Consider the following 13,688-nt stretch of genomic DNA (forward strand, 5'->3'; position numbering starts at 1 on the left):
GGCGGGTCATCCCTGGTAACGCCCTGGGCGTTGACGGCCGGGCCGATGTGGCGATACTGGCGGGCGTTTTCTGCCCACAGGTTGTCGTGTCATGAAATATCCGCTGGTGTTGCTTGTTCTGGCTGGTCTAGGTTTGCTGGGCTGTGATTCGGTGGACCCGAATTCGCCGTTGGGCAAGCGCCAGGCGCTGTTCAAGGAGATGCTGCGTACCAGCGAAGACCTTGGCGGCATGCTGCGTGGCCGCCTGCCTTTCGACGAGCAGGCGTTCGCCAGCGGTGCGGTGCGTCTGGACGAGCTGACGGCACAGCCCTGGCAGCATTTCCCGCAGGTGCGTGACGAGGGAGATAGTCGCGCGCGTGACGAAGTCTGGCAGCGTCAGGCGCGCTTCCAGGAATTGGCCGATGCGCAGATGGCCAGTACCCGGGCGCTTGCCGAGGCTGCGGCGCGGCCACCGTTGCAGGCCAAGACTCTGGCACCTCTGGTTGCCCGCGTGGAGGCTGATTGCAAAGCCTGTCACAGTGAGTTCCGCCGCTACTGAGCCGGGTTTGTCGAACGCCGCCAGCGCTGTTAGAGTGCCGCGCCTTATCCCCCATGCAAATGGATTTGCCCGGCTGGGGGGCTATGGAAAGCCGGGCCTCATTGATTGCGAGGTCACCTCATGCGTTTCTCTTCCCTGTTCTGCATTGCTGCTTTCTGCCTGGTGGGCGCCCACGCCCAGGCGGCGGGTATTGAAGCCGCTGGTCTTGATCAGGCCAAGGCCAAGTGCGAAGAGCAGCTTTCCGCCAACCAGGAAACCCTGGGGCAGCTCAAGGCGTTGGGTCAGGCGCTCAACAATGAAAAACTCAGCGGCGCGGTGGCTCAGGCTGAAGGCGGTTGTGATCAGCTGGCCGCTCAGGCGGCCGGTTCGCAACAGGCCGGTCAGGCCAACGCCACCCTGGACAAGGTCAATGCCGCTGGCGATGCCCTGAAAAGCCTCGGCTCGGTATTCGGCAACTAAGCCAGCCGTAACGTCAAAAACCTCGCCAGAGCGATCTGGCGAGGTTTTTTCTGCCTACAGTCCTTTCAGATCGGCTCGAATGTGTGACGTGCCAGCGGGATGCTCTTCTTGGGGCGCCTTGTTCAGGTGCCACAATTTCCTTGGCCCCGTAGCGTAAAGAACGAGCGCATGAAGGCCTGGGCAATTCAACTAACTGCAGCTGGCAGGATGTTGTTTTTGCTCTGCCATTCAGGTTGCTGGAATTGGCCGTTCTGGGTCAGAGCACGCTGGTCAAGGGATGCTCGCGCGGGGATGCAGGTTATTGTTGAGCCTGCATCTCGGCAGGGCGCGCGTAGCTGGCGGTCAGGCTGGCACTGCCCAAGCTGTTGGCGTGGAGCATGTAGCCGACCAGTGCCGGCATGGCTTTTTCGTCCAGCTCCAGACGCGGAACCTTCAGTGCGTGCACGGTGAACACATAGCGGTGGGCCTTGTCGCCGGCAGGTGGGCAGGCGCCACCGAAGCCGGGCTGGCCGAAGTCGGTCAGGCTCTGCACGCTGCCCGCCGGCAGGGTCGCGCCGCCGGGCTGCCCGCTCCCTTCAGGCAGGCCGCGGCTGTCAGCTGGCAGGTTGAAGACCAGCCAGTGCCACCAGCCAGAGCCGGTCGGGGCATCCGGGTCGTAGACCGTGACAGCAAAACTGCGGGTACCGGCTGGTGGGTTCTGCCAGCTCAGGGCTGGCGCGCGGTTGTCTCCGCTACAGCCGAAGCCTTGATACTCCTGAGCCTTGCTCAGGGGCTGGCCCTCCTGCAGTTGCGGGCTGTTCAGTTCGAAGGCCAGGGTGTGGCCGGCCATGCCCAGGCCGGTCATGATCAGGGCGCATGCAAGGGGTTTCATTGGCGACTCCATTGTCAGCTAGGGGTAGCTGTAGTCTGCCGGCGCAGCGTTATGCTGGCGCGCCCGAATCGCTCAAGTGTTAGCCCGTTTCGCGCGTTTGCCGCAGCTGGCTGGGGCTCATCCCGTAGTGGCGCTGGAAGGCCGCGGCGAAGCGTGATGGTGACTGGTAGCCGCAGCTCGCAGCGATCGCGCCGAGCGGTTCGGACGAGGCGCTGACCAGGCCGAGGGCCTGCTCCATGCGGGCATCCTGCAGCAGGCGACGAAAGGAGATGCCTTCGCTGGCCAGCTTGCGGCGCAATGTGGCTGGGCTCATGGCCAGGTGGGTGGCCAGCTCTTCGGCTTGCCAGTGGCGACTCAGATCGCCGCGCAGCAGGTGCAGCGCGCGTTCGTGCCAGTGCAGGGGGCGGCGGTTGAACAGCACCCCGGCCTGGCCGGCCTCGGCCAGCGCCAGCATCAAGCCCTGCCAGGCATGCTCGGCGCGGGCGCCCCGCAGGCTGCCGGCCTGGGCCTCGGGCAATAATCCGAGCAGCTGTTCGAAGGCGTGAAGGGCGCTGGCATTTGGCGCAAAAAGCTGAGCCGGCTCGCTGCTGCCGAGCCCGGCCAGTTGTGCGCCATACAGCTCGTGCAGGCGTTGCAGCCAGCCGTCCTGCTCGCCCAATGCCCAGGCCTGATAGGTCCCGCTGGCGGTATCCGGCTGGTTGATCAGCTCTACCCGTTGCGGGCCGCGCAGGGCCAGCCAGCTGCCGGCCGGACAACGCCACAGGCGTTCGCCGATGCGCAGGGTTTTCTCGCCATGGGTCACCGCGATCAGTAACGGACCAAAAATCGGCGTGCGCTGCAGGCGCTGGGTCTGGAAGCAGTGGAATGACAGCAGGGGGAGGCTGGGCATGGACAATCCCTTGGGGCCATGAAGCAGAAAGCCCCGCCGGAGCGGGGCTTTCTTATAGCACGGGCGGGGGCTTACAGGCCGGCTGCGGCGCGCAGGGCTTCGACCTTGTCGGTCTGTTCCCAGGTAAAGGTAGTGAAGCTGTCGTTGCCGACGGTCTTCTGTTGCGGAGTGCGGCCGAAGTGACCGTAGGCGGCAGTGGCCTGGTACATCGGGTGCAGCAGGTCGAGCATGCGGGTGATGGCGTAGGGGCGCAGGTCGAAGACTTCGCGCACCAGCTGGATGATCCGCTCTTCGGCAATCTTGTGGGTGCCGAAGGTGTTCACCGAGATGGAGGTCGGCTGAGCCACGCCGATGGCGTAGGAGACCTGGATCTCGCAGCGCTCGGCCAGGCCGGCGGCAACGATGTTCTTGGCCACGTAGCGGCCGGCGTAGGCCGCCGAGCGGTCGACCTTGGACGGGTCCTTGCCGGAGAAGGCGCCGCCGCCGTGACGGGCCATGCCGCCGTAGGAGTCGACGATGATCTTGCGCCCGGTCAGGCCGCAGTCGCCCACCGGGCCGCCGATCACGAAGTTGCCGGTCGGGTTGATGTGGAACTGGGTGTCCTTGTGCAGCAGTTCGGCCGGCAGGGTGTGCTTGACGATCAGCTCCATCACCGCTTCCTTGAGATCGGCCTGGCTGATCTCCGGGTTGTGCTGGGTCGACAGCACCACGGCGTCGATGCCGACCACCTTGCCGTTCTCGTAGCGGCAGGTGACCTGGGATTTGGCGTCCGGGCGCAGCCACGGCAGCAGGCCGGACTTGCGCGCCTCGGCCTGGCGCTCGACCAGGCGGTGCGAGAGCACGATGGGCGCCGGCATCAGTACGTCGGTTTCGTTGCTGGCGTAGCCGAACATCAGGCCCTGGTCACCGGCGCCCTGGTCTTCCGGCTTGGCACGGTCGACACCTTGGTTGATGTCTGGGGACTGCTTGCCGATGATGTTCAGCACGCCGCAGGTGGCGCCGTCGAAGCCGACGTCGGAGTTGGTGTAGCCGATGTCGCAAATCACGCCGCGGACGATCTGCTCGAGGTCGACCCAGGCACTGGTGGTGACTTCACCGGCGACGATGGCCACGCCGGTCTTGACCAGGGTTTCCACCGCGACGCGGGCGTGCTTGTCCTGGGCGATGATGGCGTCGAGGACGGCATCGGAGATCTGGTCGGCGATCTTGTCCGGATGGCCTTCGGACACGGATTCGGAGGTAAACAGGGAGTATTCGCTCATTTCTTGGTCCTATCTGTCCTGCAAGGGTCAGTCCTGGGGTGAGTGGGTCAGGGTTTGGCGAAGTGCCGCACCTGGATCTGGAAACCGTTCTTCAGGCCCAGGTAGAGGCTTTCCCCTACCCGCAGCCCGGCTGCCTCGGCCCAGCGGGCCAGGTCGTCCTGCTCGAAACCCAGCCACAGGTCGCCACAGGCTTCGCGGGCCCAGGCCTGGTTATGGCTGCATAACTCGGTGATCAGCAGATGCCCGCCGCTGTTGATCAACGGGCTGAGCTGGCGCATGGCTTCGGCTGGTGCGGCGAAGTGGTGCAGCACCATGTTCAGTACCACGCAATCGACGGGGCTGTGCGGTTGCTGCAGGGCGTCGGCCAGTTGCAGCTGAACATTGCCCAGGCCTTCGCGCTCGCAGCGCTGGCGGGCCAGTTCGAGCATGGCCGGGCTGTTGTCCAGTGCGCTGACCTGGGCAAAACGCCGGGCCAGCTCGGGGAGAAAGGCGCCGTCGCCGGGGCCGACTTCCAGTGCGGTGGCCTGACGGGTCAGCGGCAGCGCATCGAGCAGGCTGAGCAGACTGTCGCGATACTGCGCCAGGCTGGCGATCAGGTCCTGCTGGGCCTGGAAGTTGCTGGCCATGCGCGCGAAGAACTCGCGGCTGGCTTCGGCGCGCTGGCCATGCACCGCGCGGATGCGCGCCTGCAGGTTGTCCGGCACAGGCAGCCTATCCAGCTCCTCAAGCAGCGCAGCATGCAGCGCACCACCCGGCAGGGCGCGACGGTAGAACACCGCATTGCCTTCGCGGCGTGTCGCCAGCAAACCAGCCTGGGCCAGCACTTTGAGATGGTGGCTCATGCCGGATTGGCCGATGGCGAAGATCTGCGCCAGCTCCAGCACGCCGAACGAGTCATTGGCCAGCGCGCGCAGTACCTGCAGGCGCAGGGGGTCGCCTGCCGCTTTGCAAAGGGCAGCCAGGTCGTCGGCGGGCTCGTGGTCGAGCGAAGGCAGCGGCAGGCTCATAGTCCGGGCAGTCTAGTCGGACATTTCGTGGTCAGCAACGGCAATATCAAAAATTCTTGATATTGCGCAAAGGCGCCGTGCGGCGCGTCGCCTGCTTTTACTGTTTGCCCCGGCAGGGGGTGGTGGGGGAAAATGCCGGCCTTTTCCGTGATCAGCCCCCCGCAGGAGATTAGCGATGCCCAGCCGTCGTGACCGAGCCAATGCCATCCGCGCCCTCAGCATGGATGCTGTGCAGAAAGCCAACAGCGGCCACCCGGGCGCGCCCATGGGTATGGCGGATATCGCCGAAGTGCTGTGGCGCGACCACCTCAAGCACAACCCGCAGAACCCGCAGTGGGCCGACCGCGACCGCTTTGTGCTGTCCAACGGCCATGGTTCGATGCTGATCTACTCGCTGCTGCACCTGAGCGGCTACGACCTGTCGATCGACGACCTGAAGAACTTCCGCCAGCTGCACAGCAAGACTCCGGGGCACCCGGAATACGGCTACACCCCGGGCGTGGAAACCACCACCGGCCCGCTGGGTCAGGGCATTGCCAACGCCGTGGGTTTCGCCCTCGCCGAGAAGGTACTGGGCGCGCAGTTCAACCGTCCTGGTCACCAGATCGTCGACCACCACACCTACGTGTTCCTCGGTGATGGCTGCATGATGGAAGGCATCAGTCACGAGGTCTGCTCGCTGGCCGGCACCCTCGGCCTGGGCAAGCTGATCGCCTTCTACGACGACAACGGCATCTCCATCGACGGCGAGGTGCACGGCTGGTTTACCGACGACACCCCGGCGCGTTTCGAAGCCTACGGCTGGCAGGTGATCCGCAATGTCGATGGTCATGACGCTGAGGAAATCCAGACCGCGCTGCAAACCGCCCGTGCGGAAAGCGAGCGTCCGACGCTGATCTGCTGCAAGACGGTGATCGGTTTCGGCTCGCCGAACAAGCAGGGCAAGGAAGAGTGCCACGGTGCGCCGCTGGGCAATGATGAAATTGCCGCGACCCGTGCCCAGCTCGGCTGGAACCATGGCCCGTTCGAGATTCCCGCCGACATCTATGCCGAGTGGGATGCCAAGGCCGCCGGCGCTGCCCGCGAAGCCGAGTGGAATGAGCGCTTTGCGGCCTACGCCGCTGCCCATCCGCAGCTGGCTGCCGAGTTCAAGCGGCGCATGGCCGGTGAGCTGCCAGCCGACTTCGCCGAGAAAGCCGCCGCCTATGTCGCCGACGTTGCCGCCAAGGGTGAAACCATCGCCAGCCGCAAGGCCAGCCAGAACGCGCTGAACGCCTTCGGCCCGCTGCTACCGGAATTCCTCGGTGGTTCGGCCGACCTGGCCGGTTCCAACCTGACCCTGTGGAAGGGCTGCAAGGGCGTAGAAGCCGGCGATGCTTCGGGCAACTACCTGTTCTACGGCGTACGCGAGTTCGGCATGAGCGCGATCATGAACGGCGTGGCCCTGCACGGCGGTTTCATCCCGTACGGCGCGACCTTCCTGATCTTCATGGAATACGCGCGCAACGCCGTGCGCATGTCCGCGCTGATGAAGCAGCGCGTGCTCTATGTGTTCACCCACGACTCCATCGGTCTGGGTGAAGACGGCCCGACCCACCAGCCGATCGAGCAGCTGGCCAGCCTGCGTGGCACGCCGAACCTCGACACCTGGCGCCCGGCTGATGCCGTGGAGTCCGCGGTGGCCTGGAAGTACGCCATCGAGCGCGCCGACGGCCCGTCCGCGCTGATCTTCAGCCGCCAGAACCTGCCGCACCAGGCCCGTGATGCCCAGCAGCTGGCCGATGTGGCCCGTGGCGCCTACGTGCTGAAAGACTGCGCCGGCGAGCCGGAGCTGATCCTCATCGCCACCGGTTCGGAAGTCGGCTTGGCCGTGCAGGCGTTCGACAAGCTGACCGCGCAGGGCAAGCAGGTGCGCGTGGTGTCCATGCCATCGAGCAGTGTGTTCGACCGTCAGGACGCCGCCTACAAGCAGGCCGTGCTGCCGGTCGAGGTGGGCGCGCGCATCGCCATTGAGGCTTCGCATGCCGACTACTGGTACAAGTACGTCGGTCTGGAAGGACGCATCATCGGCATGACCAGTTTCGGCGAGTCGGCCCCGGCCGCGCAGCTGTTCGAGGAGTTCGGCTTTACCGTCGAGAACATCGTTGCCACCGCCGACGAACTTCTCGACAGCTAAAAGACGCTGGAGGCTGGAGGCTGAAGGCTGAACGATAAGCGGCACGCGCTGCTTTCTCGTTCAGCCTTCAGCCTCCAGCTTTCGAGCGGCTTGTGACCAGGCAGGCCCCATGCAGAATCGATCTTATCGCGTCGCTCTCAACGGCTATGGCCGTATCGGTCGTTGCGTGCTGCGCGCCCTGCATGAGCGTGGGCCGGCGGCTGGCCTGGAGATCGTCGCGCTCAACGACCTGGCCGACCAGGCCAGCGTCGAGTACCTGACGCGCTTCGATTCCACCCATGGGCGCTTTCCCGGCGCGGTGGAGGTAGACGGCGACTGCCTGCACATCAATGGTGAGTGCGTGAAGGTGCTGCGCCACAGCACGCCGGAAGCCATCGACTGGGCGGCGCTGGGCATCGACCTGCTGCTGGAGTGCTCCGGACAGTACACCAACCGCGAACAGGCCAGGCGTTTCATCAACGCTGGCGCACCGCGCGTGTTGCTCTCGCAGCCGATGGCCAGTGAGGCGGACATTGATGCCACCGTGGTGTTCGGGGTCAACCAGCAGTGCCTGAGCGGCGCGGAGAAGCTGGTGTCCAACGCCTCCTGCACCACCAACTGTGGTGTACCGCTGCTCAAGCTGCTCAACGAGACAGTGGGTATCGAGTTCGTCTCGATCACCACCATCCACTCGGCGATGAACGATCAGCCGGTGATCGACGCCTACCACCATGAAGACCTGCGCCGCACGCGTTCGGCCTTCCAGTCGGTGATCCCGGTGTCGACCGGCCTGGCCCGTGGTATCGAGCGCCTGCTCCCGGAGCTGTCCGGGCGCATTCAGGCCAAGGCCATCCGCGTGCCGACGGTGAATGTGTCGTGCCTCGACATCACCCTGCAGATGGCCCGCGACGCCACGGCCCAGGAGATCAACCAGTTGCTGCGCGAGGCTGCCCAGGCTGGGCCGCTCAAGGGGTTGCTGGCCTATACCGAGTTGCCGCACGCCAGCTGTGATTTCAACCATGATCCCCATTCCGCCATCGTCGATGGCAGCCAGACCCGTGTGTCCGGCCCGCGCCTGGTCAACCTGCTGGCCTGGTTCGACAACGAATGGGGTTTTGCCAACCGAATGCTCGACGTCGCGGCCCACTGGCTCGACGTTGCCGCTGCTACCAACCAGCCCAGATGAAGGACTGATGCCATGACTGTTTTGAAGATGACTGACCTCGACCTCGCTGGTAAGCGTGTGCTGATCCGCGAAGACCTCAACGTCCCGGTTAAAGAGGGCGTAGTGAAGAGCGACGCACGCATCGTCGCCTCGCTGCCGACCATCAAGCTGGCGCTGGAGAAGGGCGCTGCGGTCATGGTCTGCTCGCACCTGGGTCGTCCGACCGAGGGCGAATACTCCGAAGAGAACAGCCTGGCGCCGGTTGCCGCCTACCTGAGCAAGGCGCTGGGCCGCGAAGTCCCGCTGGTCAAGGACTACCTCGGCGGTGTCGAGATCAAGCCTGGCGAGGTCGTGCTGTTCGAGAACGTGCGCTTCAACAAGGGCGAGAAAAAGAATGCCGACGAGCTGGCCCAGCAGTACGCGGCGCTGTGCGACGTGTTCGTCATGGATGCCTTCGGTACCGCCCACCGCGCCGAGGGTTCGACCCACGGGGTAGCCAAGTTCGCCCCGGTCGCTTGTGCCGGCCCGCTGCTGGCCGCCGAGCTGGAAGCCCTGGGCAAGGCGCTGGGTAACCCGGCCAAGCCGATGGCGGCCATCGTCGCCGGTTCCAAGGTGTCGACCAAGCTGGACGTGCTGAACAGCCTGAGCCAGATCTGCGACCAGCTGATCGTCGGTGGCGGCATCGCCAACACCTTCCTCGCCGCTGCCGGTTTCCCGGTCGGCAAGTCGCTGTACGAAGCCGATCTGGTTGACACCGCCAAGGCCATCGCCGCCAAGGTCAGCGTGCCGCTGCCGGTGGATGTGGTGGTGGCCAAAGCCTTCGCCGAAGACGCCGCAGCGACCGTCAAGCGGGTGGCCGATGTAGCCGAGGACGACATGATCCTCGACATTGGCCCGCAGACCGCCGCGCAGTTCGCCGAGCTGCTCAAGGCCTCGCAGACCATTCTGTGGAACGGCCCGGTCGGTGTGTTCGAATTCGATCAGTTCGGTAACGGCACCCAGGCGCTGGCCCAGGCCATCGCCGAGAGCCCGGCGTTCTCGATTGCCGGTGGCGGCGACACCCTGGCGGCGATCGACAAGTACGGCGTGGCCGAGCAGATCAGCTACATCTCCACCGGCGGCGGCGCTTTCCTCGAATTCGTCGAGGGCAAGGTGCTGCCGGCAGTGGCTGTTCTGGAATCACGCGCCTGATGGCGTGGACGGCCATGGGCCGGCTGGTCCGTGGCCTGTTGCTGAGGAGCAGGTTTATGCGCAAACAGGTCAGTCTCTGGCTGTCGGGCGCGGTATTGGCAGGTTGTGCGACTACTCCGCAGCCCGGCCCCTGGCAGCATTGGCAGTGCGACAGTGGCGTGGAGCTGCATTGGCGGCTGGTTGACGAGCAGGCCGAACTGCGTCTTGACGGTGCCCAGCGCTTGTACCGTCTGGCACAGCAACCGGCAGCCTCAGGCGCGCTGTACAGCGACGGCGAATTGGCCCTGCACACCAAGGGCGAACAGGGCTTGCTGTACTGGGTGGCCGACGATGACCTGATCGGCCGCGACTGCAAGGCGCAATAGGGCAGCAGCAAACCGCGCGGCACGCTGCAAGTAGACGCGAGAGTGCCGCCTGGGCTGTTTATTGCGGGCTTGCAGCTTGTCGCTGTTTTCAAGGCTTGAACCGAGTCTGCCGCTGCGGCAGGCTTGCACACGATTAACGACCCCCATCGGGAGACTGGAAACTCATGGCACTTATCAGCATGCGTCAGATGCTCGACCACGCCGCCGAATTCGGCTATGGCGTGCCGGCCTTCAACGTCAACAACCTCGAGCAGATGCGCGCGATCATGGAAGCGGCCGACAAGACCGATTCCCCGGTGATCGTCCAGGCTTCCGCTGGCGCCCGCAAGTACGCTGGCGCGCCGTTCCTGCGTCACCTGATCCTCGCGGCCATCGAAGAGTTCCCGCATATCCCGGTGTGCATGCACCAGGACCACGGCACCAGCCCGGACGTCTGCCAGCGCTCGATCCAGCTGGGCTTCTCCTCGGTAATGATGGACGGCTCGCTGCGTGAAGACGGCAAGACCCCGGCCGACTACGACTACAACGTCCGCGTGACCCAGCAGACCGTAGCCTTCGCCCACGCCTGCGGTGTATCGGTGGAAGGCGAGCTGGGCTGCCTGGGCAGCCTGGAAACCGGCCAGGCCGGTGAAGAGGATGGTGTCGGTGCCGAGGGTATTCTCGACCACAGCCAGATGCTCACCGACCCGGAAGAGGCCGCTGACTTCGTCAAGAAGACCCAGGTTGATGCCCTGGCCATCGCCATCGGCACCAGCCACGGTGCCTACAAGTTCACCAAGCCGCCGACCGGTGACATCCTCGCCATCGAGCGCATCAAGGAGATCCACAAGCGCATCCCCAACACCCACCTGGTGATGCACGGCTCGTCTTCGGTGCCACAGGAGTGGCTGGCGATCATCAACCAGTACGGTGGCGACATCAAGGAAACCTACGGCGTGCCGGTCGAGGAAATCGTCGAAGGTATCAAGTACGGTGTACGCAAGGTCAACATCGATACCGACCTGCGCCTGGCCTCCACCGGTGCCATGCGTCGCATGATGGCCGAGCAGCCGAGCGAGTTCGACCCGCGCAAGTTCTTCGCCAAGACCATCGAGGCCATGCGCGACATCTGCATCGCCCGCTACGAAGCCTTCGGTACCGCCGGCAACGCCTCGAAGATCAAGCCGATCTCCCTGGAAGGTATGTACCAGCGCTATGCCAAGGGCGAGCTGGCCGCCAAGGTCAACTGAGCCTGGCCGATGGTCTAGTGGCATCCGTGCCGGGGCCTGCCATGCTGTAGGCAGGTCCTGTCACGGAGGTGCTTATGGCCCTGCTACGCGCCATCGGTTTCTGTTTTCTTCTGCTAGTCGCGCCGCTCGGTGCTTTCCTTGCCAGTTACCCGCAGCTGGTGGCTGATGCGCTGTCCCAGTGGCTGGGTACTGCGGTCAGTCGTGGCCAGCTGGGTTTGGCTTTCATGCTGCTGACGGCGCTCTGTCTGCGTATCGATCTGGGTGTGCGGCGCCGTTATCAGCAGCGCCAGGCTCTTGTGTCGAGCTGACGGCTAGCGGCTTTGCCCGGAGCAGTGCATGACGGCATTGCGTTATCTGCAGGGTTATCCGCCCCACCTGCAACAGCAGGTAGGCGTGCTGCTACAGCAGCAGCGTCTGGGTGACTACCTGGCCCAGCGTTATCCAGAGCGTCACGCCGTGCAGAGCGACAAGGCGTTGTACGCGCATTGCCTGCAACTCAAGCAGCGTTTCCTGCGCAGCGCGCCGGCCATCGACAAGGTGCTCTACGACAGCAAGCTGGATGTGCTGCGGCATGCGCTGGGCCTGCATACGGCGATTTCCCGGGTGCAGGGCGGACGACTCAAGGCCAAGAAGGAAATTCGCGTGGCCAGCCTGTTTCGCGAAGCGCCGGCGGCCTTTCTCGACATGATCCTGGTGCATGAGTTGGCTCATCTGCGCGAGAGTGAGCACAACAAGGCCTTCTACCAGCTGTGCCAACACATGCTGCCGGGTTACGCGCAGATCGAGTTCGACCTGCGTGCCTGGCTATGCTGGCGCGAAGCGACTCAGCAGACTGCCACGACCTGCCAGTAGCGTGGCGTGCCTTCCCGTTGCAGGCTGACTTCATCGCCTTCCTGCAGGCCGAGCAGTGCCTGGCCCAGCGGCGCCTGGGGGCTGATCACTTGCACGCGCAGGGCGTTTTGCTGCAGCCGTGTGCCGGCGGCCATGGGCAGCAGCCATAACCATTGGCACTGCTCCTGGGCATCCTGCAGGGCGACCAGGCTGGTCAGCTGAACGCGGCCTTGCTGATCGACCGGGCGCAGTTGCAGGTTGTGTAATTGCTGGAGGGCCTGGCGTATTTCCAGGCAGCGCTGCTGCTGGCCGTTGGCCAGGTAGGCGGCCTCCAGGCCGCGCGTGTCGTACTTGTTTTCGGCTTTGCTCTGCTCGTGGGTGGCCGCCTCGTGGCTGGCCTGCAAGGCACGTTCGGCCAGCTGCAGATCATCCTGCAGGTGCTCGTGCAACTGTTGCAGCAGCAGCGTCTTGTCGAACATCAGGCTTGCCAATAGCTGCGGCCGCGGCCGTCACTCTTGGCGCGATAGAGCTGCTGGTCGGCCTGCTGCAGGCACTGTTCCAGTTCCTCTCCCGTGGTCTGATGGATACCCGCGCTGAACGACAGTGGCGGTGCGCCGATGGCGTACTTGATGTGCGCACACTGTGCGCGCAGCTGTTGCAGGCTGTCCGCCAGTTGGGCGGCGGGTAGCGTGCTGAGCAGGGCGAATTCCTCTCCTCCCAGGCGGCCGATCAAGGCGTGTGGCAGGCACTGCCGAGCGGCCTGGGCAAAGCCCACCAGGGCGGCATCGCCACTGGCATGGCCAAACTGGTCGTTGATCTGTTTGAACAGGTCGAGATCGAGCATGGCTACGCTCAGACCCTGGCCCTTGCGTGCGGCCTGTTGCAGCTGGCGGCAGGCGTTGTCATAGAACGAGCGACGGTTGTGCAGGCCGGTCAGCGAGTCGAACTGCGCCGCCTGTTTGAGTGCGCGCAGCAGGTCACGACGTTCCAGCGTCGACATGACCCGGCAGTTGAGCTCTTCCGGACAGAAGGGTTTGCGCAGGAAGTCATCGGCACCGTGTTTGATGAATAGTGCGCTGAGCGAACCCTTGGCGTCGGCGGACAGGCCGAGAATGATCAGTTCGCTGCGGCGCATCTGCTGGCGCAGCAGTTTGACCAGCTCGAAGCCGCTGAGACCGGGCATGCTGTGGTCGACCAGAAACAGGTCGATATCCGGCTGCTCCTGGAGGATGCGCAGGGCTTCGTCGCCATCCACGGCATCGATGATCTGGTACAGGTGCGGAGTGAGTACCCGGCGAATGTAGTGGCGGGTTGCCTCGGAATCCTCGGCAATCAGGATCTTCACCTGGCAATTGCGTTCCAGACGGTGAATCAGGCGCAGCACGTAGTCGTAGGAGTGCTGGCTTTCCTTCAGCACATAGTCGACCACGCCCTTGAGCAGCAGCTCGTCGCGACGCTGTTCGTTATAGGAAGAACTGAGCACGATGCACGGCAGGCTGTACTGCAAGACCAGATCAACCACTTCGCCGTTGGGCGCGTCGGGCAGGTTGAGGTCGACGATGGCCGCGAAGAACAGGTTGGCCGAGGTTTCCAGCAACAGCTGTGCCTCGCCAAAACTGGCGCAGAACACCGGTTGTAGTGCGCCATCCTGGCGGAACAGATGCTCGAGTACCTTGAGCACCAGTGGACTGTCTTCGATGACCAGGATATTACGCACGATATTCTC

Annotated in this window: 15 protein-coding genes; 9 read left to right on the forward strand and 6 right to left on the reverse strand. The window is 64.4% G+C overall.

The features are described from left to right. Nucleotides 1-91 precede the first annotated feature (91 nt). Nucleotides 92-538, forward strand: coding sequence for a c-type cytochrome (locus CFY91_RS02135; protein ID WP_093984693.1), 447 nt, complete (start codon nucleotides 92-94; stop codon nucleotides 536-538). 120 nt (nucleotides 539-658) lie between these two features. Continuing rightward, the gene (locus tag CFY91_RS02140; protein WP_093984694.1) at nucleotides 659-997 is read left to right on the forward strand and encodes a hypothetical protein; all 339 of its coding nucleotides are present in this window, start codon (nucleotides 659-661) and stop codon (nucleotides 995-997) included. A 298-nt stretch (nucleotides 998-1,295) separates the two neighbouring features. Here CFY91_RS02140 and CFY91_RS02145 read toward each other — a convergent pair whose 3' ends face one another. From CFY91_RS02145 to CFY91_RS02160, 4 genes are all read right to left on the reverse strand, one after another. Then, nucleotides 1,296-1,868 carry a YbhB/YbcL family Raf kinase inhibitor-like protein gene (locus tag CFY91_RS02145; protein ID WP_188390280.1) on the reverse strand — a complete coding sequence of 191 codons (573 nt, stop codon included), beginning with the start codon at nucleotides 1,866-1,868 and terminating at the stop codon, nucleotides 1,296-1,298. A 79-nt stretch (nucleotides 1,869-1,947) separates the two neighbouring features. Next, a complete protein-coding gene (locus CFY91_RS02150; RefSeq protein WP_093984695.1) occupies nucleotides 1,948-2,757 on the reverse strand; it encodes a helix-turn-helix transcriptional regulator in 810 nt (269 codons plus the stop codon). Nucleotides 2,758-2,828: 71 nt separating this feature from the next. After that, a complete protein-coding gene (metK, locus tag CFY91_RS02155; RefSeq protein ID WP_093984696.1) occupies nucleotides 2,829-4,019 on the reverse strand; it encodes a methionine adenosyltransferase in 1,191 nt (396 codons plus the stop codon). Between the two features lie 47 nt (nucleotides 4,020-4,066). Next, nucleotides 4,067-5,026 carry an ArsR/SmtB family transcription factor gene (locus CFY91_RS02160; RefSeq protein ID WP_093984697.1) on the reverse strand — a complete coding sequence of 320 codons (960 nt, stop codon included), beginning with the start codon at nucleotides 5,024-5,026 and terminating at the stop codon, nucleotides 4,067-4,069. A gap of 175 nt (nucleotides 5,027-5,201) precedes the next feature. On the opposite strand from CFY91_RS02160, the gene tkt reads away from it, so the two are divergent. The 7 genes from tkt (at nucleotide 5,202) to CFY91_RS02195 (ending at nucleotide 11,983) form a co-directional block, all read left to right on the forward strand. Beyond that, nucleotides 5,202-7,202, forward strand: coding sequence for a transketolase (gene tkt, locus CFY91_RS02165; protein ID WP_093984698.1), 2,001 nt, complete (start codon nucleotides 5,202-5,204; stop codon nucleotides 7,200-7,202). 109 nt (nucleotides 7,203-7,311) lie between these two features. Continuing rightward, nucleotides 7,312-8,367, forward strand: coding sequence for an erythrose-4-phosphate dehydrogenase (gene epd, locus CFY91_RS02170; RefSeq protein ID WP_093984699.1), 1,056 nt, complete (start codon nucleotides 7,312-7,314; stop codon nucleotides 8,365-8,367). A gap of 12 nt (nucleotides 8,368-8,379) precedes the next feature. Continuing rightward, complete coding sequence (locus CFY91_RS02175) at nucleotides 8,380-9,537, forward strand: phosphoglycerate kinase (protein WP_093984700.1); 1,158 nt, start codon at nucleotides 8,380-8,382, stop codon at nucleotides 9,535-9,537. 56 nt (nucleotides 9,538-9,593) lie between these two features. Further along, nucleotides 9,594-9,902 (forward strand): MliC family protein, encoded by a 309-nt coding sequence (locus tag CFY91_RS02180; protein ID WP_093984701.1) that lies wholly within the window; start codon nucleotides 9,594-9,596, stop codon nucleotides 9,900-9,902. A gap of 164 nt (nucleotides 9,903-10,066) precedes the next feature. Continuing rightward, nucleotides 10,067-11,131 carry a class II fructose-bisphosphate aldolase gene (gene fba, locus CFY91_RS02185; protein WP_093984702.1) on the forward strand — a complete coding sequence of 355 codons (1,065 nt, stop codon included), beginning with the start codon at nucleotides 10,067-10,069 and terminating at the stop codon, nucleotides 11,129-11,131. Nucleotides 11,132-11,205: 74 nt separating this feature from the next. Beyond that, on the forward strand, nucleotides 11,206-11,439 hold the full coding sequence (locus CFY91_RS02190) for a hypothetical protein (protein WP_093984703.1): 234 nt from the start codon (nucleotides 11,206-11,208) through the stop codon (nucleotides 11,437-11,439). Nucleotides 11,440-11,467: 28 nt separating this feature from the next. Further along, complete coding sequence (locus CFY91_RS02195) at nucleotides 11,468-11,983, forward strand: YgjP-like metallopeptidase domain-containing protein (protein ID WP_093984704.1); 516 nt, start codon at nucleotides 11,468-11,470, stop codon at nucleotides 11,981-11,983. Here CFY91_RS02195 and CFY91_RS02200 read toward each other — a convergent pair. Then, nucleotides 11,956-12,441 carry a GreA/GreB family elongation factor gene (locus CFY91_RS02200; RefSeq protein WP_093984705.1) on the reverse strand — a complete coding sequence of 162 codons (486 nt, stop codon included), beginning with the start codon at nucleotides 12,439-12,441 and terminating at the stop codon, nucleotides 11,956-11,958. The genes CFY91_RS02195 and CFY91_RS02200 overlap by 28 nt on opposite strands. Further along, nucleotides 12,441-13,679 carry a GGDEF domain-containing response regulator gene (locus CFY91_RS02205; protein WP_093984816.1) on the reverse strand — a complete coding sequence of 413 codons (1,239 nt, stop codon included), beginning with the start codon at nucleotides 13,677-13,679 and terminating at the stop codon, nucleotides 12,441-12,443. The genes CFY91_RS02200 and CFY91_RS02205 overlap by 1 nt, the downstream gene beginning before the upstream one ends. Nucleotides 13,680-13,688: the final 9 nt, after the last annotated feature.

It is taken from the genome of Pseudomonas fluvialis (genome assembly GCF_002234375.1).
In the GTDB taxonomy this organism is placed as follows: Bacteria; Pseudomonadota; Gammaproteobacteria; order Pseudomonadales; family Pseudomonadaceae; genus Aquipseudomonas; species Aquipseudomonas fluvialis.

Excerpts from the sequence above, each read along its gene's own strand:
- epd (WP_093984699.1), top strand. The coding sequence starts at position 7,312 with ATGCAGAATCGATCTTATCGCGTCGCTCTCAACGGCTATGGCCGTATC.
- tkt (WP_093984698.1), top strand. The coding sequence starts at position 5,202 with ATGCCCAGCCGTCGTGACCGAGCCAATGCCATCCGCGCCCTCAGCATG.
- CFY91_RS02200 (WP_093984705.1), bottom strand. The coding sequence starts at position 12,441 with ATGTTCGACAAGACGCTGCTGCTGCAACAGTTGCACGAGCACCTGCAG.
- CFY91_RS02180 (WP_093984701.1), top strand. The coding sequence starts at position 9,594 with ATGCGCAAACAGGTCAGTCTCTGGCTGTCGGGCGCGGTATTGGCAGGT.
- CFY91_RS02195 (WP_093984704.1), top strand. The coding sequence starts at position 11,468 with ATGACGGCATTGCGTTATCTGCAGGGTTATCCGCCCCACCTGCAACAG.
- CFY91_RS02150 (WP_093984695.1), bottom strand. The coding sequence starts at position 2,757 with ATGCCCAGCCTCCCCCTGCTGTCATTCCACTGCTTCCAGACCCAGCGC.
- CFY91_RS02135 (WP_093984693.1), top strand. The coding sequence starts at position 92 with ATGAAATATCCGCTGGTGTTGCTTGTTCTGGCTGGTCTAGGTTTGCTG.
- CFY91_RS02190 (WP_093984703.1), top strand. The coding sequence starts at position 11,206 with ATGGCCCTGCTACGCGCCATCGGTTTCTGTTTTCTTCTGCTAGTCGCG.
- CFY91_RS02160 (WP_093984697.1), bottom strand. The coding sequence starts at position 5,026 with ATGAGCCTGCCGCTGCCTTCGCTCGACCACGAGCCCGCCGACGACCTG.
- metK (WP_093984696.1), bottom strand. The coding sequence starts at position 4,019 with ATGAGCGAATACTCCCTGTTTACCTCCGAATCCGTGTCCGAAGGCCAT.
- fba (WP_093984702.1), top strand. The coding sequence starts at position 10,067 with ATGGCACTTATCAGCATGCGTCAGATGCTCGACCACGCCGCCGAATTC.
- CFY91_RS02145 (WP_188390280.1), bottom strand. The coding sequence starts at position 1,868 with ATGAAACCCCTTGCATGCGCCCTGATCATGACCGGCCTGGGCATGGCC.
- CFY91_RS02140 (WP_093984694.1), top strand. The coding sequence starts at position 659 with ATGCGTTTCTCTTCCCTGTTCTGCATTGCTGCTTTCTGCCTGGTGGGC.
- CFY91_RS02175 (WP_093984700.1), top strand. The coding sequence starts at position 8,380 with ATGACTGTTTTGAAGATGACTGACCTCGACCTCGCTGGTAAGCGTGTG.